Annotated in this window: 19 protein-coding genes; 3 read left to right on the top strand and 16 right to left on the bottom strand. The window is 67.2% G+C overall.

The genetic code is table 11. From position 1 onward, the window contains the following. Positions 1-22: 22 nt before the first annotated feature. Both N5I32_RS14375 and N5I32_RS14370 read right to left on the bottom strand, forming a co-directional pair. Positions 23-1,333 carry a helix-turn-helix transcriptional regulator gene (locus N5I32_RS14375; protein WP_261496563.1) on the bottom strand — a complete coding sequence of 437 codons (1,311 nt, stop codon included), beginning with the start codon at positions 1,331-1,333 and terminating at the stop codon, positions 23-25. A gap of 98 nt (positions 1,334-1,431) precedes the next feature. Beyond that, complete coding sequence (locus N5I32_RS14370) at positions 1,432-1,578, bottom strand: hypothetical protein (protein ID WP_261496562.1); 147 nt, start codon at positions 1,576-1,578, stop codon at positions 1,432-1,434. Between the two features lie 174 nt (positions 1,579-1,752). Here N5I32_RS14370 and N5I32_RS14365 point away from each other — a divergent pair, with 174 nt between their 5' ends. Continuing rightward, complete coding sequence (locus N5I32_RS14365) at positions 1,753-2,028, top strand: YMGG-like glycine zipper-containing protein (RefSeq protein WP_261496561.1); 276 nt, start codon at positions 1,753-1,755, stop codon at positions 2,026-2,028. A gap of 64 nt (positions 2,029-2,092) precedes the next feature. Here N5I32_RS14365 and N5I32_RS14360 read toward each other — a convergent pair whose 3' ends face one another. The 7 genes from N5I32_RS14360 to N5I32_RS14330 form a co-directional block, all read right to left on the bottom strand. Beyond that, entirely contained in the window at positions 2,093-3,073 is a 981-nt protein-coding gene (locus N5I32_RS14360) for an ABC transporter substrate-binding protein (protein ID WP_261496560.1), read from the bottom strand. Between the two features lie 21 nt (positions 3,074-3,094). Then, positions 3,095-3,946: an ABC transporter permease gene (locus N5I32_RS14355; protein ID WP_261496559.1), complete on the bottom strand. Its 852-nt coding sequence runs from the start codon at positions 3,944-3,946 to the stop codon at positions 3,095-3,097. Beyond that, positions 3,943-4,806: an ABC transporter permease gene (locus N5I32_RS14350; RefSeq protein WP_261496558.1), complete on the bottom strand. Its 864-nt coding sequence runs from the start codon at positions 4,804-4,806 to the stop codon at positions 3,943-3,945. The genes N5I32_RS14355 and N5I32_RS14350 overlap by 4 nt, the downstream gene beginning before the upstream one ends. Before the next feature lie 132 nt (positions 4,807-4,938). Beyond that, positions 4,939-5,736 carry an ABC transporter ATP-binding protein gene (locus N5I32_RS14345; RefSeq protein ID WP_261496557.1) on the bottom strand — a complete coding sequence of 266 codons (798 nt, stop codon included), beginning with the start codon at positions 5,734-5,736 and terminating at the stop codon, positions 4,939-4,941. Next, complete coding sequence (gene hydA / locus N5I32_RS14340; protein ID WP_261496556.1) at positions 5,737-7,191, bottom strand: dihydropyrimidinase; 1,455 nt, start codon at positions 7,189-7,191, stop codon at positions 5,737-5,739. Then, the gene (locus N5I32_RS14335) at positions 7,192-7,704 is read right to left on the bottom strand and encodes a hypothetical protein (RefSeq protein ID WP_261496555.1); all 513 of its coding nucleotides are present in this window, start codon (positions 7,702-7,704) and stop codon (positions 7,192-7,194) included. It lies immediately after the preceding gene. Positions 7,705-7,836: 132 nt separating this feature from the next. After that, entirely contained in the window at positions 7,837-9,087 is a 1,251-nt protein-coding gene (locus tag N5I32_RS14330) for a Zn-dependent hydrolase (protein ID WP_261496554.1), read from the bottom strand. Positions 9,088-9,212: 125 nt separating this feature from the next. Here N5I32_RS14330 and N5I32_RS14325 point away from each other — a divergent pair, with 125 nt between their 5' ends. Both N5I32_RS14325 and N5I32_RS14320 read left to right on the top strand, forming a co-directional pair. Further along, positions 9,213-9,845, top strand: a complete 633-nt coding sequence (locus tag N5I32_RS14325) for a TetR/AcrR family transcriptional regulator (protein WP_261496553.1) — start codon at positions 9,213-9,215, stop codon at positions 9,843-9,845. Positions 9,846-9,970: 125 nt separating this feature from the next. After that, the gene (locus tag N5I32_RS14320; RefSeq protein ID WP_261496552.1) at positions 9,971-12,472 is read left to right on the top strand and encodes a GcvT family protein; all 2,502 of its coding nucleotides are present in this window, start codon (positions 9,971-9,973) and stop codon (positions 12,470-12,472) included. A gap of 59 nt (positions 12,473-12,531) precedes the next feature. Here the strand turns inward: N5I32_RS14320 and N5I32_RS14315 are convergent, their stop codons facing one another. The 7 genes from N5I32_RS14315 to N5I32_RS14285 form a co-directional block, all read right to left on the bottom strand. Beyond that, positions 12,532-13,290, bottom strand: coding sequence for a glycoside hydrolase family 25 protein (locus N5I32_RS14315; RefSeq protein WP_439648205.1), 759 nt, complete (start codon positions 13,288-13,290; stop codon positions 12,532-12,534). A gap of 86 nt (positions 13,291-13,376) precedes the next feature. Continuing rightward, the gene (locus tag N5I32_RS14310; RefSeq protein WP_261496550.1) at positions 13,377-13,712 is read right to left on the bottom strand and encodes a carboxymuconolactone decarboxylase family protein; all 336 of its coding nucleotides are present in this window, start codon (positions 13,710-13,712) and stop codon (positions 13,377-13,379) included. 95 nt (positions 13,713-13,807) lie between these two features. Then, the gene (locus N5I32_RS14305; RefSeq protein WP_261496549.1) at positions 13,808-14,470 is read right to left on the bottom strand and encodes a DUF938 domain-containing protein; all 663 of its coding nucleotides are present in this window, start codon (positions 14,468-14,470) and stop codon (positions 13,808-13,810) included. A 2-nt stretch (positions 14,471-14,472) separates the two neighbouring features. Next, on the bottom strand, positions 14,473-15,552 hold the full coding sequence (locus N5I32_RS14300; protein ID WP_261496548.1) for an NAD(P)/FAD-dependent oxidoreductase: 1,080 nt from the start codon (positions 15,550-15,552) through the stop codon (positions 14,473-14,475). A 76-nt stretch (positions 15,553-15,628) separates the two neighbouring features. Continuing rightward, on the bottom strand, positions 15,629-16,006 hold the full coding sequence (locus N5I32_RS14295; protein ID WP_261496547.1) for a hypothetical protein: 378 nt from the start codon (positions 16,004-16,006) through the stop codon (positions 15,629-15,631). A 207-nt stretch (positions 16,007-16,213) separates the two neighbouring features. Beyond that, positions 16,214-18,238 carry a M3 family metallopeptidase gene (locus N5I32_RS14290; protein ID WP_261496546.1) on the bottom strand — a complete coding sequence of 675 codons (2,025 nt, stop codon included), beginning with the start codon at positions 18,236-18,238 and terminating at the stop codon, positions 16,214-16,216. Positions 18,239-18,302: 64 nt separating this feature from the next. Further along, positions 18,303-19,373 (bottom strand): HesA/MoeB/ThiF family protein, encoded by a 1,071-nt coding sequence (locus N5I32_RS14285; RefSeq protein WP_261496545.1) that lies wholly within the window; start codon positions 19,371-19,373, stop codon positions 18,303-18,305. Positions 19,374-19,381: the final 8 nt, after the last annotated feature.

Genomic DNA, 19,381 nt, shown 5'->3' with positions numbered 1-19,381 from the left:
CCGGCCTGTCAAAGAAAACCGCTCAGACCCCTTCCGCCAGGATCGAGGGCTCGCGCCGGGCCGCGCAGGCGGGACGCGGGCAGACCCGGCAGGAGGATCCGACGGGCCGCTCGGCATCCGATCGCTGGGTGGCCGCCGGCAGCACCAGCATCGCCGCCTCGGCAACCGTCGGACCGTCAAAGCCCTGCGGGTGGCGCAGTTCACCGATCGCGAAGACCTCGAAGCGCTGCGGCACGCGGCCTGCCATCTCGATCACCGCGCGCAAGGGCACGCCGGGGCGTGCCAGCGCCTCGTAAAGCGGCCAGAGCGGGCAGGCCGCCCCGTGCCTGGGCAGGGCAAACCCGGGTGCGGGCTTGCGGAAGGTGAAGGCGCCGGCGGCATCGCAGACGACAAGGCCGACCGGTCGCGCGCCCTCCTCAGGCGGCAGGCTTGCAAGTCGGCGGAACACGGCGCCGAGGCCCGTTCCGAAGATGCGCGCCAACGCCGAGGGCTCCTGCCCCTGCGCCGCGACCGCCGCGCGGAAGGCCCGCAAGGGCATCGCCTTCGCATCGGCGCGGTACTGTTCGAGCCTTTCGGTGGCCAGCCTGCGCGAGGGCAGCGTCGCCAGTTCCGCCGCGCCCTGGATCAGGCTTTCCGGCGACGGCGCCGCAGCCCCTTCCAGGGCTGCGACATGATAGCCCCTGGCCGCGAACCAGGCCTCCACCTCCTCCTGAGGTGAGGACGGGCCGGTATCGACCTCCTTGGTCACGTCGAGATAGGCGACAAGGGCTGCCGCTGCCTCCGACAGGCGCAGTGAGTCCGCCCCGAGGTTGCGATGGAACAGCGCCCGCCACTCGGGCGCGATATCCTCGGTTTCCGCAAGGATTGCCGCGGTGGACCGGACCGAGGTGACCGCCGAGAGCACCTCGTGCAGCGAGGCCGACAGGTGGGGATCGTGCGCCATCCGCTCCGTCAGCGCCTCGACAGTGCGTTCCAGATTGCCAAGCCGCCGCTGGCTTGCCGCCAGAAGTGCTGCCCACCCCGGAAAGCGGCCGGCGAATTCCTCGATCCGTTCGATCTCGGGCTGGGCCTCGGCGACGAGCGCCCCCGCCGCCGCCTCGCGCAGCGCCTCGAACAGCGCGCTTTCGGCGCCTTCGGCGAGCGCGGAGGCATCCACGCCCAGAATGTCGGCCAGACGCGCCAGGATCTCCGGGCCGACGCGCCGCCGGTTGTGCTCGATCAGGTTGAGATAGGCCGAGGATATCCCCGCGGCCCGCGCGAGATCGGCCTGCTTGAGGCCCGCAAGCATTCGCCGCTCACGCACCCGCGACCCCGTCAGCGCCCCGCGCGGCATGGCCACCCCCCAGGATTCCGGCGCCCTTGTTAACGCCACTCACCCGATCTTAACAGGGTATTCCTTGAAGAACAGGTGTTTGAGGGCGGCTTTACGGCCTAGCAGCTTGGCGGCGCCACATCGGCGGTGCGCGCGATCTCGGACACGCCTTCCTCGCACTGGGTCAGTTCCACCTTGTCCCGGCTGCAAGCCGCGACGCCCAGCACCAATGCCAGGACCGCCACCGTACGCGAGACCCCGCCCATTCCGCAACTCCGATGCATGGCATCCCCCCGTTCAAACCCTTCGGCGCCCCTGGTTCAAGATCCGGCACCATGAGCAGGTTGCAGCTTATACGCGGCTCTCGGCAATGCGCCAGATCAAGTCGGTGGGCGGCAATTGGAGTATAATCCCAAAATTCACCCGGAAAGGAGGAGGAAATGAACAGACCGATCCTGCTTGCAGCCACGGCGGCACTGGTGTTCCTGACCGCCTGCGAGGACTGGAACCGGCGCGACCGGATGGTGGCTGGCGGACTTGCCGGCGCAGCCATCGGCGGCCTGACGGCCGACGCGCTCAGCAATGACGATGACTGGATCATCCTCGGCGTCCTCGCAGGGGCGGCCATCGGAACGCTTGTCGCGCGCAACGAGGCGACGGATGAATGCGCCTATGCACGCGGCGATGGCACCTACTACGTCCGCCGCTGCCCGTAACGCCTGAAAGAAAACGGCGCGGGACAGTCTCTGCCCCGCGCCGCCGGATGTCGTCTGCTGGCCCTTATTGCAGCGCCTTGTCGGTGATCTGGTGCGTCCAGGCGCCCTCGGGGGCCTTGGAGATCACCGGGTCCGAACCACCGGCGAGCAGCGTGTTGACGGTGCGCTCGTAATCGGCCGGGTCCAGCGCGCCGTTCGATCCCGCGGTCAGCTTCGCGACCTCGCCCATCATCCGCTTCTGGTGCACCTCGGTCTGCGCGCCGGTCTCATCGTTGTCGAGCACGATCATCGCGGCCTCGTCCGGGTTCTCCTCGGCGTATTTCCAGCCCTTCATCGAGGCGCGCACGAAGCGGACCATCTTGTCCTCGAACGCCGGGTCCTTGAGATTGTCCTCAAGCACGTAAAGCCCGTCCTCCATCGTCGCCACGCCCATGTCCTGGTACTTGAAGGTGACGAGGTCGTCGGCGCTGATGCCGGCGTCGATCACCTGCCAGTATTCGTTGTAGGTCATGGTCGAAATGCAGGCCGCCTGCTTCTGCAACAGCGGATCGACGTTGAAGCCCTGCTTCAGCACCTCCACCCCGTCGGCCCCGCCCGTCGTCGGGATGCCGAGCGTGGCCATCCACGACAGGAACGGGTATTCGTTGCCGAAGAACCAGACGCCCAGCGTCTTGCCCTTGAAGTCCTCCGGCGCGGTGATTCCCGTCTCCTTCAGGCAGGTCAGCATCATGCCCGAGGACTTGAACGGCTGCGCGATGTTGACGAGCGGCAGCCCCTTTTCCCGCGCGGCCAGGGCCGAGGGCATCCAGTCGATCACCACGTCGGCCCCGCCACCCGCAACGACCTGGGTCGGCGCGATGTCCGGCCCGCCCGGCAGGATCGTGACGTTCAACCCTTCCTCGTCGTAAAAGCCCTTGTCCTTGGCGACGTAGTAGCCCGCGAACTGGGCCTGGGTCACCCATTTCAGTTGCAGCGTCACATCGTCGGCCGCCTGCGCCGCGGTGGCCATCAGCCCCGCCGCCAGCATCGAAACCGTCCATTTCATCATTGCCTTGCTCCCCTGTTGTCAGCTCCGCGCGCGCTGCGACGGATGCCAGAACGTGACGCCCTTCTCGATCAGCGCCACAAGCCCGTAGAATGCCGAACCGGCGAGGGCCGCCACGGCAATCTCCGCCCAAACCATGTCCAGCGCAAGCTGTCCCACGGCGGTCGAGATGCGAAACCCCATCCCCTTGATGGGAGAGCCGAAAAACTCCGCAACGATTGCCCCGATCAGCGCCAGCGTCGTCGCGATTTTCAGCCCGTTGAAGATGAAGGGCATGGCCGCGGGCAGGCGCAGCTTCATCAGCGTCTGCCAGTAGCTGGCCGAATAGGTGGCCATCAGGTCGCGCTGCATCCGGTCGGTCGCGGCCAGCCCGGCCACGGTGTTCACGAGGACGGGGAAGAAAACCATGACGACGACGACCGCCGCCTTCGACTGCCAGTCGAACCCGAACCACATGACAAGGATCGGCGCGATCCCCACGATGGGCAGGGCCGCCACGAAATTGCCGACCGGCAGCAGGCCGCGCTGCAGAAAGGGGCTCCGGTCGATGGCGATCGCGGTCAGCACCGCCGCCCCGCAACCGATGACATAGCCCGAAAGCCCACCCTTCAGGATCGTCTGCACGAAATCCTGCCAGAGGATCGGCACCGAGGCGGTGATCGTGCCCCAGATGACCGAAGGCGCGGGCAGGATCACGCCCGGCACCTCAAGCCCGCGCACGACCCCCTCCCACAGGACCAGAAGCGTCGCGCCGAAGAGCGCCGGTATCGCCAGCCGCCCGGCCCGTGTTCGCGCGAAGGGCTGGCGCGCCGCCCAGGCGTTGAAGGCCCAGGCCGCCAGCCAGAACAGGATCGCGCTCCAGAGCCAGATCATTGCCCCATCCCCATGCGCCGCAAGGTCGCCCGCTCGATCCCGCCGATGATGATGACCAGCCCCGCCGCAAGGATCGCGGCCGCAAACAGCGCCGCCCAGATCTGGATCGTCTGGCCGTAATAGCTCCCCGAGAGAAGCCGCGCGCCCAGCCCCGACGTCGCCCCCGCCGGCAGTTCGCCGACGATCGCGCCGACAAGCGAGGCCGCCATCGACACCTTGAGCGAGGCGAAGAGATAGGGCATCGAGGCCGGCAGCCGCAGCTTCCAGAGCGTGGCCATGGGGCTGGCGTTATAGGTCCTGAGCAGGTCGAGCTGCATCCCGTCGGGGCTCCTCAGCCCCTTGACCATGCCGACAACGACCGGAAAGAACGACAGGTAGGCCGAAATCACCGCCTTGGGCAGCAATCCGGTGATCCCGACCGAAGCCAGCACCACGATCACCATCGGCGCGATGGCCAGGATCGGGATCGTCTGGCTGGCGATGGCCCAGGGCATCACCGACATGTCCATCGCCCTGTTGTGGACGATGCCCACCGCCAGCAGCACGCCCAGGCCCGTGCCGATGGCAAAGCCCACCAGCGTGGCCGACAGCGTCATCCAGCCGTGATAGACGAGGCTCCGCTTCGACGTGACCTTCTGCCCCGCCACCCCTTCCCACAGCCCCGCCGCCACCTGATGCGGCGCGGGCAGGACCGGGCGCTCCTGCACCATCGTGTCGGCCACGACCTCGCCGAAGCTGACCTCCACCCCGGCGCGCCCCGCCTGATCGTAAGTCCACTGGCTGTTCAGCCAGATCGCCGCCCCGTACCACAGCACGACGATGGCCAAGAGCACGGCGAGAATGGGCAGGACCGACCTCATGCGCCCCGCCCCTTCTTCTTTTCCGAAGTATCCTCGGGGGGAGTCGCCGGCCACGCCGGCGACCGGGGGGCAGACGGCCCCCCGCGTCCGTTCGGCGGCTGCAGGCAGTCCCGCGCCCGGACCGGACGCCGCTCACACCTCATCGCCATGCCCCGCCCTGAGCCCTTCACGCACCCGGTGCGCGATCTCGATGAATTCGCGGCTGTCGCGGATGTCGAGCGGCCGCTCCTTCGGCAGCGTGCTCTCGATAACGTCGGTGATCCGCCCCGGCCGCGGGCTCATCACCACGATCTTCGTCGAGAGATAGACCGCCTCGGGGATCGAATGGGTGACGAAGCCGATGGTCTTCTGCGTCCGTGCCCAGAGCTTCAGCAACTCCTCGTTCAACCGGTCGCGCACGATCTCGTCCAGCGCGCCGAAAGGCTCGTCCATCAGCAGGATGTCGGCATCGAAGGCCAGCGCGCGGGCGATCGAGGCGCGCTGCTGCATGCCGCCCGACAACTGCCAGGGGAACTTCTTCCCGAACCCTTCCAGATCGACGAGGGAGAGTACTTTTCGAACACGCTCCTCCTGCTCTTCCCTGGAAAAGCCCATGATCTCCAGCGGAAGTTTCACATTTCCCGCAATCGTGCGCCACGGGTAAAGCCCCGCCGCTTGGAACACATAGCCATAGGCCCGTGCCTGCCGGGCGGCATCCGCCGACATCCCGTTGACCGTCAGCACCCCCTCGGTCGGACGCTCCAGCGCGGCGATGCAGCGCAGGAAGGTGGTCTTGCCGCAGCCCGAGGGGCCGATGAAGCTGACGAATTCACCCTTTCCGATCGCAAGGCTCACGTCCTTCAGGGCATGGACCGGGCCATCGCTCGTCTGAAACGTCAGACCCAGTCCCTTCGCCTCGATCACCGGCGCCGTGGTGGCGGTATCCTTCATCTAGACCCCGCTCGCCGGAATGCCCGACCGCTGCACGGGGCGCGGCGCGGTCAGGTCCTTCCAGGTGGACAGGGCCCGGTTGACCGGCGCATTCGCCTCGCGCCGGACGAATTCGCCGTGTCCTTCGCGGGTCTCGACCTTGCCGTCGTTCACCGCCACCTGCCCGCGCGTCAGCGTGTAGCGGGGCAGCCCTTTCACCCGGTGGCCTTCGAAGACGTTGTAGTCGATCGCCGACTGTTGCGACGCGGCACTGATCACCTTCTCCTTCTCCGGGTCCCAGACCACCAGGTCGGCATCCGCGCCGACCAGGACCGCCCCCTTCCTCGGGTAGCAGTTCAGGATCTTGGCGATATTGGTCGAGGTGACGGCCACGAACTCGTTCGGCGTCAACCGCCCGGTCGCGACCCCATGGGTCCAGAGCATCGGCATCCGGTCCTCAAGGCCCCCGGTGCCGTTCGGGATCCGGGTGAAATCCCCCACCCCGAAGCGCTTCTGCTCGGTCGTGAAGGCACAGTGGTCGGTGGCGACAACCGAAAGCGACCCCGACTGCAACCCGGCCCAGAGGCTGTCCTGATGCTTCTTGTTGCGGAAGGGCGGCGACATGACGCGGCGCGCGGCATGGTCCCAGTCGGCGTTGAAATATTCGCCCTCGTCCAGCGTCAGGTGCTGGATCAGCGGCTCCCCCCAGACCCTTTTCCCCTGCATCCGCGCACGCCGGATCGCCTCATGCGCCTCCTCGCAGCTCGTATGAACGACGTAAAGCGGCACGCCGGCCATGTCGGCGATCATGATGGCGCGGTTGGTGGCCTCGCCCTCGACCTGCGGCGGACGGGAATAGGCATGCGCCTCGGGCCCGGTGTTGCCCTCCTCCAGAAGCCGGCGCTGCAACTCGGCCACCACGTCGCCATTCTCGGCATGAACCAGCGCGATGCCGCCGAGCTCCGCCAGCCGCTTGAACGAGGCGAACATCTCGTCGTCGTTGACCATCAGGGCGCCCTTGTAGGCCATGAAGTGCTTGAAGGTGGTGATGCCCTCCTTCTCGATCACGCTCTTCATCTCGTCAAAGACCTGCTCGCCCCACCAGGTCACCGCCATGTGGTAGGAATAGTCGCAGTTCGCGCGCGTGGACTTGTTGTGCCACATCTGCAGCGCATCGTGCAGCCCCTGCCCCGGCGACGGCAGCGCGAAGTCGACGACCATGGTCGTCCCCCCCGCAAGCGCCGCCCGCGTGCCGCTTTCGAAATCGTCGGCCGAGTAGGTGCCCATGAAGGGCATCTCCAGGTGCGTGTGCGGGTCGATCCCGCCCGGCATGACATAGCAGCCGGTCGCATCCAGCTCCCTGTCGCCCCTGAGGCCCTGGCCGATCTCGACGATCCTGCCGCCCTCGACCGCCACATCCGCCCGATAGGTCAGATCGGCGGTGACAACGGTGCCGTTTTTGATGACTGTGGTCATTTACGCACCCCCTTTCAAGTTCACAAGCGTTTCAAAGACTGATGTGACCAACGAAGAAATACTCGGCCATATTGTAACGACGAACCCGAGTATCCCTAAGTAAAGAGCCGCATTGAAAAGCCGTGCGTTGCTTCGCAGTTTTATCTTGTTCGACTTCGAGCAATCGTCATAGATTTTGCCCAAATCACGCAAAAGAAGACCAATCTCACGCTTGTTCTGAATATCTTCGTCAAAGTTCGAAAAAGCATTCCCTGCGACATGCACCTTGATCGAACGGGCAGAAATAGCGGCCAAGCCCGCTGAAAGCCCAAGCAAAACAAGTCCAAGGTCATCGTGCCAGAAAGAGTGATCAGACTCATATCTTTGGGCTATCACAGCTACAGCGGCGATCATGATTCCAGCAAATGTCGTTGCACGCTGGTCGGCAGCTAGCATAACCTCTACCTGAGAGGTTAGTTGGAGTTCAGCGAGACGGTTAGCCTCACGGATTAGCTTTTCGCTGTCATCTGCCATATTGGAGACCAGAGATCGTGGTGAAGCCGCCAGAACCAATAGACAAAGGTATTAGAGGTGAGCCCCCGAAGCCACGTCCTGCTCCGCCGCCGAAGCCCCCGAAGCCAAGCGAGTAGGAGAGCAAGGAGGTGGTCACCCCACAACCTCCGCCGTCTCCAGCACCGCGTGGAGCAGCACATCCGTCCCCGCCGCCGCCCACTCAGGCGAAATCTCCTCGGCCTCGTTATGGGATAGCCCGTCGACGCAGGGGCACATGATCATCGCGGTCGGCGCGACGCGGTTGATCCAGCAGGCGTCGTGCCCCGCGCCCGAGACGATGTCCATGTGGCTGTAGCCCAGCTTCTCGGCCGCGCCGCGGACGGCCTTCACGCAATCCGCATCAAAGGCGGGCGGGTCGAACTGGCCGACGATCTGGGACGAGAACTTCACGCCCACCTCGGCGCACAGGCCCGGCGCGCGGGCGTTGAACTCCGCCACCATCTCCTCCAGCGTGGACAGGATGTGGCTGCGGAAGTCGACGGTGAAGACGACCTTCTCGGGGATGATGTTGCGGCTGTTGGGGTAGACGTCGATGTGGCCGATGGCGCCGACGGCGTTCGGCTGGCGCTTCATCGCGATCTCGTGGACAAGCTCGGTCACCCGCGCAAGCCCGCGCCCGGCGTTGCGGCGCAGGTACATCGGCGTCGAGCCGGTATGCTGGCCCTTGCCGGTCACCGTGCATTCGATCCAGCGCAGGCCCTGGCCATGGGTGACGACGCCGATTTCCTTGCCTTCCGCCTCGAGGATCGGCCCCTGCTCGATATGCAACTCGAACAGCGCGTGGATCTTGCGCGCGCCGACCTTCTCGGTGCCCTTCCAGCCGATCCGCTCCAGCTCGTCGACGAAACGCAGGCCCTTCGCATCGCGGCGGTCATAGGCATAATCCTGCGCGATCACGCCCGCGAAGACGCCGGAGGCGAGCATGGCGGGCGCAAAGCGCGTGCCTTCCTCGTTCGTCCAGTTGACGACGACGATCGGATGCTTCGTCCTGATGCCGAGGTCGTTCATCGTGCGCACCACCTCGAGCGCGCCCAGAACCCCCAGCACCCCGTCGTACTTGCCCCCCGTCGGCTGGGTGTCGAGGTGGCTGCCCATGTAGACAGGCGCGGCGTCCGCATCCTCACCCGCGCGGGTGGCGAACATGTTGCCCATCGTGTCAACACCCATGGTCATGCCCGCCGCCTCGCACCAGCGCCGGAAAAGGTGGCGCCCCTCGCTGTCGGCGTCGGTCAGGGTCTGGCGGTTGTTGCCGCCGGCGATGCCCGGACCGATCTGCGCCATCTCCATCAGGCTGTCCCACAGCCGCGCGGAATCGATGCGGAGGTTTTCCCCGGGTGTCGCCATTCTCATCTCCCTTGGATGCCGTTCCGGGGTCTTGATGCCCCTTGCGGCGACTCGCTTCCTGACCATATGGTCAAGGTCGAGAGCATCACAACCTGACCAGGTGGTCAACGAAAATCTTGGAGCCGATGCCCGAAGGCGAACGCATAACCAAGCGCGGCGCGATCCGGCAGGAGAACGAGGCGCGCATCCTTGCCGCGGCGGAAAAAGTCTTTGCCGAGGCGGGGTTCGGTGGTGCCACGATGCAACTGATCGCGGACATGGCGGGGCTGCCCAAGGCCAACCTGCACTACTACTTCCCGACCAAGGAGGAGCTGTACCGCAAGGTCGTCCGGCAGATCTTCGAGATCTGGCTGCACGCCGCCGACAGCTTCGACGAGGCGCCCGGCCCGGTCGAGGCGATCGGCGCCTATGTCGACGCCAAGATGGAAATCTCGCGCAGCCATCCGTTCGGATCGAAGGTCTGGGCCAGCGAGGTGATGCACGGCGCGCCGGTGATCCAGGACTATCTGGAAACGACGCTCAGGGAATGGACGGCGGGGCGGGCGCGGCTGATCCAGAAATGGGTGGACGAGGGCAAGATGGCGCCGATCGACCCCCACCACCTGCTCTACATGCTCTGGGCGACGACCCAGCACTACGCCGACTTCGGCCACCAGATCGAGACGCTGAACGGCGGCCGGCCGCTGTCGGACCGGCAGTGGAAGGCCGCCAAGGAAACCGTCAAGTCGATCATCCTGCGCGGGATCGGGGCGATCTGAGGGCGCCGCACCGAAAGCGACCGTGGCCGGTGTCGCTTTTCCGCCAGCAAGCGTCGGGCTGACCTATCACGATCACCGCGCCTCTGGCAGATAGGGTCCAACCATATGACCCGAGGAGTCGGCCCATGAAAACCCATGTCAAAGCCCTTGTCGTCGGCGGCGGCGCCGTCGGATGCGGGATCGCCTATCATCTTGCGAAGGCCGGATGGGACACGATGCTCCTGGAGCGGGACGAGCTGACCTCGGGCTCGACCTGGCACGCGGCGGGGCTGCTGCCGCTGTTCAACATGTCCTACGCGACCACCCATATCCACAAGTACTCGGTCGACTTCTACAAGACCCTTGAGGCCGAGACCGGCCTCAACGCGGGCTTCGCGGTCGTCGGCAACCTGCGCATGGCGCAGACCGACGCGCGGATGGACGAGTACATGCTCTATTCCTCGGTTGCCGAGACCGCGGGCGTCTACCACGAGTTCCTGACGCCGGCGCAGATCAAGGACCGCTGGCCGCTGGTCAGGACCGAGGATCTGAAGGGCGCGCTTTTCCATCCGCAGGACGGCTACATCAACCCCGCCGACGTGACGCAGGCGATGGCCAAGGGCGCGCGCCAGCACGGCTGCACGATCGAGCGCAAGTGGCAGGTCGACAGCTATTTCTGGACCGGCTCGGAATGGCGGGTGACCTGCTCGAAGATGGTCGAGAAGGGCGGCAACCTCGTCCCCGGCGAGGAACAGGTGGTCATCACCGCCGAACATGTCGTCACCGCGACCGGCAACCACGCCCAGCGCACCGCCCGGCTTCTCGGGATCCGCATCCCCGCCATCCCGGTCGAACATCAGTATATCGTGACCGAGCCCGACCCCGCGCTTCAGGCGTGGCGCGCCGCCGGCAACCCGGAGCACCCCGTCCTGCGCGACGCCGACGCCAAGTGGTATGTCCGCGAGGAGCGCGGCGGCTGGATCCTCGGCCCGTATGAGCGCAACGCCCCCGCGCGCTTCCTCTACGACGTGCCGGAAACATTCCGCGCCGACCTCTTCCCGCTCGACCTCGAGCGGATCGAGGAAGAATACATGTCGATGATCCACCGGCTTCCGTCGTCGGAGACCGTGGGCCTGAAGGACGATTTCAACGGCCCGATCTGCTACACGCCCGATGGCAACCCGCTGGTCGGCCCGGCGCCGGGCCTCAGGAACATGTGGCTGGCCGAGGGCTTTTCCTTCGGCATCACCGCCGCGGGCGGCACCGGCAAGTATCTTGCGCAGATGATGGTGGAGGGCGAGGCCGAGATCGACATGGCCAGCCTCGATCCCAAGCGCTACGGCGGCTGGATGACGACCGAATATGCGGCGCGCAAGAACGAGGAGTGCTATGAGCACGTCTTCATCCTGCATCACCCGGATGAGGAGCGCGAGGCCTGCCGCCCGCTGCGCACGGCGCCCGTCTACGACCGGCAGAAGGCGCTTGGCGCGCAGTTCGGCCAGGTGAACGGCTGGGAACGGCCGAACTACTACGGGCCAAAGGACGCGCCCGCGACCTTCGACCATGACAGCCGCAGCTTCCGCCGTGGCGCGTGGTGGCAGTATGCCGTGGACGAGGCGAAAGCCATCCGCGAAACCGCCGGCCTGATCGACGCGACCGCCTTCACCAAGCACATCGTGCGCGGGCCGGGTGCGACCGCGTTCCTCGACTGGTTCACCTGCAACAAGCTGCCCGCGATCGGCCGCATCAACCTGACCTATGCGCTGACCGGCGCCGGCACGACGCGGACCGAATACACCATCGTCCGGAACGGCGAGAACGACTATTACCTCGTCTCTGCCGGGGCGTGGACGGCCTATGACGCCGATTTCCTGAAGAAATCGGTCGAGGACTTCATGGCCAACGGCGGCGGCTGGGTCGACGTCCACGACGTGACGACCCAGTGGGGCGTCTTTGCGATCGCCGGGCCGAAGTCGCGCGACATCCTGAAGGAGATCATCAAGGACGCCGATCCGGAAACGGCGCTGTCGAACAAGCGCTTCCCCTGGCTCTCCGCGCGGCGGATCGAACTGGGCATGTGCCCGGTCAACGCGATCCGCGTGGCCTACACGGGCGAGCTTGGCTGGGAACTTCACCACCCGATCGAGATGCAGCGCTACCTCTGGGACCTGCTGATCCCCGCGGGCGAGAAGCACGGGATGAAACTGGTTGGCGCGCGCGCGCAGAACTGGCTGCGTCAGGAGAAATCCTACCGCGCCTTCGGCACCGAACTGGGCCGCGACGCCACCCCGGCCGAAGCGGGCCTTGACCGCTTCATCGACCTTTCCAAGGACTTCCACGGCAAGCAGGCGATGCTCGACACCGGTATTCGCGCCATGTGCGTCACGCTCCTGATCGACGGGCCGTCGGATACCGACCCCTGGGGCAAGGAGGCGCTGCTGCTGAACGGCGAGAAGATCGGTCGCCTGACGTCGGGCGGCTGGTCGGTCGCCTTCGGCAAGCAGATCGGCATGGGCTATGTCCGCCCCGACCTCGCCGCGGTGGGCACGAAGCTCAAGGTCCGGATGCTGCGCCAGGAATGGGACGCGGTGGTGGTCGAGGACAGCCCCTTCGACCCGAAGAACGAGCGTATCCGCGTCAACGGCTGACCGGGCAGAACCTGTCCGGAAGCGATCGGGAAGGGGCCGGGCAACCGGCCCCTTTCACGTCAGAGCGTGGCCGCGGCCAGCCAGGCCTGCCACTCCGCCTCGCTTCCCGCGAAGGCGTTCAGGTCGACCTCGTTGGCGATGCCGGGAACCCTTCCGGTTCCGGTGTACTGCCAGAAGGTCCAGTGCCGGTGGCCATAGGTTTCCTGCGGATGGCCCGCGACCGAACGCAGCCAGAACGGATAGCCGCCCAGCCGCCACATCTCGTTCTCGGTCCAGAAGTCCACCGTCGTGTAGATCACCGGCCGCTTGCCCCAGGCCGCGGTGACCACGTCGAGAAACGCCTGCGCCTCGGCCCGGACCGTCTCGGGGTCGGGACGGCGCGGGCAGTTGCGGGACTGCGTCCATTCGATGTCGAGCACGGGAGGAAGCGTGCCCGCCCGCGGCGGGGCATTTTCAAGGAACCAGAGCGCCTGCTCCGCCCCGCCCCGGCAGTGATAATAGAAATGGTAGGCCCCTGCGGGGATGCCCGCGGCGGTGGCGCCCTGCCAGTGATGGGCGAACAGCGGGTCGGCGACATCGCCGCCCTCCGTCGCCTTGATGAAGGCGAAGGCAACGCCCGACCCGGATACCCGGTGCCAGTCGATCTGGCCCTGCCAGCGCGACACGTCGATGCCGTGCACGGGGTAGGTGTCGGGCGCGTTCTGGCGCCAGGCGTAGGGGTCGACGTCGTCGAACCGGCTCGGGATGCCGCGCGGATGGCCACCCCCGCAGGCGGAAAGCGCCGCCAGAAGGACGGCCGATGAAACGATCCTGGTCACTGCCCGCATGTTGACGCCCCGCGTGTTGTCCGCGTTTGACCGCAGCATACAACCTCAGGGCGGCATTGTCACCGGGCGTGCCGCCGTCAGGCGGCGAGTTCGTCCCAGCAGGCAATCGCATGCCCGGCGTACATGACGGCCGGGCCGCCGCCCATCTGGATCGCCATGGCCAGCACGTCGCCCAGTTCCTCGCGCGTGGCGCCGGCCTTCATCAAGGCCTCGACGTGGAAGTTGATGCAGGGTTCGCAGCGCAGCGCAACCGCCATGCCCAGCGCCACATATTCCTTTTCCTTGACGCTCAGCGGCCCGTTGTCCTTGACTGCCTTGGACAGCGTCGAAAAGCCGACCATCGCGGCGGGGACCGCCCGGTTGAGCACGCGTAACTCCGCGCGCATGTCGTCGATCTTCTGCTTGTAGGTCATGGGAACTCCTGAGTTGCCGGATCTCCGGTTCCACGTTCAGGGGACGCCTGCCTTGATCAAGGTCAATTCATTCAGAAACCGGAATACAAAAACCCTCAGCCCGCCTTGCCGAAGACAAGGCACAGGTTGTTGGCGGGCATGTCCTCGGCCGCACGCAGGGTCAGCCCTGCCCCGGCCGCCATCCCGGTGACCCAGGCTTCGTCCTTGTAGCCGATGTCGGCGTCCTGCCTGCGCAACGAAGCGTCGAAGGTCCGGTCGCCCTCGCTCGTCAGGGCGCCGTTCCGGCGGAAGGGACCGTAGACCATCGCGGTGCCGCCCGGCTGAAGCGCCTGTCCCATGCCGTGAAGAACCGACAGGGCCTCCGCCTCGCTGATGAGGTGCAGCAGGTTGGCGACAAAGACCAGATCCTGGCCCGAATGCCGCAGTCCCCAGTCCGGTTCGGCGATGTCGAGAAGGACCGGCTCCGCCAGGTTCGCAAGGCCCGACACCCTGCGCCATGCCGCGATCGAGGCCAGCGCGTCCGCCGCCCCGTCCGAGGGCTGCCAGTGCAGGCCGGGGAAGGCCTCGGCGAATGCGACCGAATGCTGCCCCGTGCCCGCCGCCAGTTCCAGCGCGCGCCCCTGGCGCGGCGCGTGGCGGCCAAGGACGGCCAGGATTGGCGCGGTGTTACGCTCTGCCGACGCCGCGATCCGGCGGTCGTCGCCGTCGCCGTCGGTGGCGGGGGAACTGTAGGCAAGGTGCAAGGGGCGTGGGGGCATTGTCAGGCAAACCGGGACGGGGACAGGGCGGCGGTCGCGGTGGCGCCGATCTCGGGCGCGCAGCCCTCGACCAGATCGGCAAGGTGGCGGCTGGCCGCCGGGCTGGTCTGGAAGCCGTAGCCGCCCTGCCCCGCCAACCAGTAGAAATCCCGCACCAGCGGATCCCTTCCGATCACCAGCACCCGGTCGGGCGCGAAGGTCCGAAGCCCCGCCCAGGAGGCGAGAAGCCGAGTGACGGGGGCGGTTACGAATTCCTCATAGCGCGCCAGCCCCTCGGCCAGAACCATGTCGTCGGCCCAGGCGTCATGCGGCTCCATCAGGTCCTCATCGGCGGGCGAGACGATGAGCGCGCCGGCATCTGGTTTCATGTACCAGCTTTCGCCCGCGCCGAAGACCATCGGCCAGCGCGCAACGTCATGCCCGGTCGGCGCCGGGATGCGCGCCATTGACCGGCGGAACGGGCGAAGGCCCAGCGGCGCGGCGCCGGCCATCGCCGCGATCCCGTCCGCCCAGGCCCCTGCCGCGTTCACCAGAATGCGCCCCGAAAGCGGGCCCTTGGGCGTTTCCGCCTGCCAGCCGCCCGCCGTTCGCGAGATTGCCGTGACCCGCGCGCCGGTTTCGATCCGCGCACCGTTGCCGCGCGCCTCGCGCAGGAAGTTCTGGATCAGGCGGTCGGTGTCGATGTCGCGCGCGGCGTCGGAATGCGCGGCCATGGTTACCCGGTCGGGCGACAGGATCGGCACGATTGCGCGCGCCTCCTCCACCGAAAGCGGCGCCATGCCCATCGCCTCGGCTTCGCGCGCGAACTCTGCCGCACCCTCGTCGCCACCAACCATGAGAAGACCGCGGGGCGACAGGACCCCGCCGTTCGCCTCAGCCAGGTAGGGGCCGCTCGCGCGGGTCAGATCGGTGACGGCCCCGGTGCCGTAACCGGGTTCATAGAGCGCGGCCGACCGGCCCGAGGCATGCCAGGCCAGCGCGCTTTCGGCCTCGGCCAGCACGACCGAGCCCAGATGCGACAGGCGCGCGGCCGCCGAAACGCCCGCGATGCCGCCGCCGATGATGAGGAAATCCGTCGACATGGGCGCACCATGTCACCGCCCGAGGAAAAGAAAAAGGGCCGCAATCGCGGCCCTGATCCGATTCAGCGTCCCGCTGTCAGGCCGACCGCTTGCGCCGCAGCGCGAAGAGACCCGCCAGTGCCGCCAGAAGCATGGCGACTGCCGGCGGCAGCGGCACTGCGGAAACCTCGCTGCCCGGCCTAGCGGTGCCCTTGTCGTTCAGCGCCGAGAAGCGCTGGAAGGCAGAGGCCGAGACGGCGTCGAGCTTGAGCCCGGAGATCAGCGCGAACAGGCTTGCGATGGCCGGCTTGCCGAGAAGGATGTTGTGAACGGGCTGCGATGCCGTGGAAGGGGTCGCGCCGTATCCGAAGATGCGCGGTTGTACCGAGCTGAAGCCGACCGTCCCGGACACAGCCGGACCCGCGGCCAGAAGACCGACCACCGCCACCGCAAGAACACGCCTGCCTGTCTTCATGATCTGCCCACCTTCCCTCAAGAATGTCCAGCCGCCGGCATTCCACCGTTATCTGTCTATCTAAACACGAAATCGCGTCGATTTCCACAAGATCAGGGCTACGCATTACACGCTGCCGTATTTCGGCCACATTTGAACGCAACCGGAGATAGTCACAAATCTGAGAGTCAGACTGTTGAACAAATCGCAGCAATCAGACCCAGAACCTCAGGATTTTGCCAGTCCTCGCCCGCGCAGCAGCGCCTCCACGCCGGGCATTCGCCCGCGGAAGCCGGTATAAAGGGCCTCCGCCTCCTGCGAGCCGCCCGCAGACAGCACCCATTTCTCCAGCCGATTCGCCGTCTCCGGATCGAATGGATCGCCGGCCTCCTCGAACGCCTCGAAGGCGTCCGCGTCCATCACCTCGGACCACATGTAGCTGTAGTAGCCGGCCGAATAGCCGTCGCCCGCGAAGACATGGGCGAAGTGCGGCGTCGCGTGGCGCATCCGGATCGCGGCGGGCATCCCGATCCGCTCCAGTTCCGCCGCTTGCGCCGCCATCGGATCGTCGGGTGCCGCCCCCTCGTGAAAAGCCAGATCGACCAGCGCCGAGGCGACATATTCCACGGTCGCGAATCCCTGGTCGAAGTTGCGCGCGGCCATAAGCCGGTCCAGCATGTCGCGCGGCATCGGCTGCCCCGTCGCAACGTGGCGCGCATGCCGCTCGATCACCTCGGGCACTTCGAGCCAATGCTCGTAAAGCTGGCTGGGCAGTTCGACGAAATCGCGCGCGACCGAGGTTCCGGAGATGCTTTCGAACGTCACGTCCGACAGCATCTGGTGCAGCGCGTGGCCGAATTCGTGGAACAGCGTCCGCGCGTCGTCCCAGGACAAAAGCGCCGGCGCGCCGTCGGACGGCCGGGCGAAGTTGCACACGTTCACGACCACCGGCCGCACCTCGCCGCCCAGCTTGCGCTGCTGGCGGAAGGCCGAACACCAGGCCCCGGACCGCTTGGACGGCCGCGCGAAATAGTCGCCGATGAACACCGCCAGGTGGCGCCCGTCGCGCGACACTTCCCAGGCGCGGGCGTCGGGATGATAAAGCGGCACGTCGAGCGGTCGGAACGCCAGCCCGAACAGGCGCGTGGCGCAGTCGAAGGCCGCGCCGATCATCGCGTCCAGCGCGAGGTAGGGCTTCAGCGACGCCTCGTCGATCGCATGGTCCCGCGCCCGCCGCCGTTCCGCGTAATAGCGCCAGTCCCAGGGTTCGAGCGCGGCGTTGATCCCGTCCTCGTGCATCATCGCGGTCAGGACGGCCGCATCCCCCATCGCCTTCGCCCGCGCCGGGTCCCAGACCCGCATCAGCAGCGTTCGCACGCGGTCGGGCGTTTTCGCCATCTCGGTCTCAAGCTTGTAGTCCGCGAAGCTCTCGTACCCCAGAAGCCGCGCCCGCTCCTCCCGCAGCTTCAGGATCTCCGCCGCGAGCGAGCGGTTGTCGGTGGCGCCACCGTTCGCGCCGCGCGCCGCCCAGGCCTCGAACGCCCTTTCCCTCAGTGCCCGGCGCGGCGAGAACTGCAGGAACGGCACGATCAGCGACCGGCTGAGCGTCACACCATAGCCTTCCTGCCCGCGCTCCTTCGCCGCCGCGCGGGCCGAAGCCACGACGAAATCCGGCAACCCCTCGAGGTCGTCCTCCGCCAGCGGCATGAACCAGTCGCGCTCATCAGCCAGCAGGTTCTGGGTGAACTCGGTCGACAGCACCGCCAGCCGTTCCCGCACCGCCTTCATCCGGTCGCGCGCGTCCCCTTCGAGCGTCGCCCCCGCGCGCACGAAGCGGCGGCGGGTGAGGTCGAGCACACGCGCCCGCTCTTCCGAAAGCCCAAGCGCGTCACGGGCCTGCCAGAGCGTTTCGACACGCGCGAAAAGCGCGGGGTTCATCGTCACTTCGGAGGCAAAGGCCGCCATCTTCGGCGCGAGATCCCTTTGCAGCGCCTCGCGCTCAGATGTGCTGTCAGCGCCGACGAGGTTGTAGAAGACCCCCGCCACGCGCGACAGCGTCTCCTGCGACATCTCCAGCGCCTCGACCGTATTGGCGAAGGTCGGCGCCTCGGCGTTCTCCGCGATCGCCGCCACCGCCGCCCGCGCCTCGGCCAGCGCCGCCTCGAAGGCCGGGGCGAAGTCCGCGTCCCGCAGGGTCGCGAAGGGCGGCAGGGCAAAGTCCCCGGTCCACGGGGCGGTCAGGGGATTGGTCATGTCGGGCCTCCTTGTCAGGCGCAAGCTAGGGTCGCTGTCGGCGGATTGCCAGAGCGGCGCGGGGTCACCCCGCCCCGGCCTGCCCGCCGCAGACCGTGCAGCCGGGGTTCGGCCTCAGCGCGATCCCCCGCGCCTCGGCGAACAGCGCGTCGTAGATGAGCATCCGCCCGCGCAAGCCCTCGCCTGCGCCTGTGATCTCCTTGATCGCCTCGACCGCCATCATCGCGCCCATGACGCCCGGCAGCGCCCCCATCACGCCGGCGACCGCGCAGGCCGGCGCCAGCCCGTCGGCGGGGCGTTCGGGGAAGACGCAGGCATAACATGGCGCCCCTTGGGCGGGGTCGTAGAGCGAGATCTGCCCCTCCCACTGCGTGATCGCGGCCGAGATCAGCGGCCGACCCGCCTGAACGGCGGCGGCGTTGACCAGATAACGGGTGTCGAAGTTGTCCGACCCGTCGAGGATCAGGTCGTAGTCGGCAAAAAGCGCGGGCGCCTCGGCCCCGGTCAGCCTGCGGTTGTAGGGCCGGACCGCGATGAAGGGGTTGAGCGCCTTCATCGCCGCTTCCGCCGAAAAGACCTTGGGCATGCCGATGCGGTCGTCGGTGTGGATGACCTGCCGCTGCAGGTTCGAGCTTGACACCGTGTCGTCGTCGATCACCCCGATGGTGCCCACCCCGGCGGCGGCGAGATAGAGGAGCGCGGGGGAGCCCAGCCCGCCGGCCCCGACCACCAGGACGCGCGCCTGCTTCAGCCGCTTCTGCCCCGGCCCGCCCACCTCGCGCAGGACGATGTGGCGGGCGTAGCGATCCAGCTCCGCCGGGCTGAACGTGCCCTGCCCGCCCTGCGTGCCCGCCCCGCCCTGCATGGCCGAAACGGGCGCCGGCCGCGCCCGGCCGCGCAGGGCCGCGAGCCCCTTGCGGTAAAGCAGGACAAGCGCGACCACCCCGCCCCCCACCAGCCAGTGGGCAAAGCTGCCACCCAGCGCGCGGGTCAGCGCATGATCCTCCGGCAGAACCAGATGCAGGAGCAGGACCGACAGCCAGAGCGTGCCCAGCATGACCCAGACCACCCGCGCGGGCAGCCTGAGGACCAGGCCGAACCCCACCAGCGCCGCTGCGAGGAGAAGAACCGTCATGCCCGCCC

It is taken from the genome of Albidovulum sediminis, assembly GCF_025380365.1.
Lineage (GTDB): Bacteria > Pseudomonadota > Alphaproteobacteria > Rhodobacterales > Rhodobacteraceae > Albidovulum > Albidovulum sediminis.
Note: the sequence above shows the minus strand (reverse complement) of the source record. Positions and strands in the feature narration are given on the sequence as shown.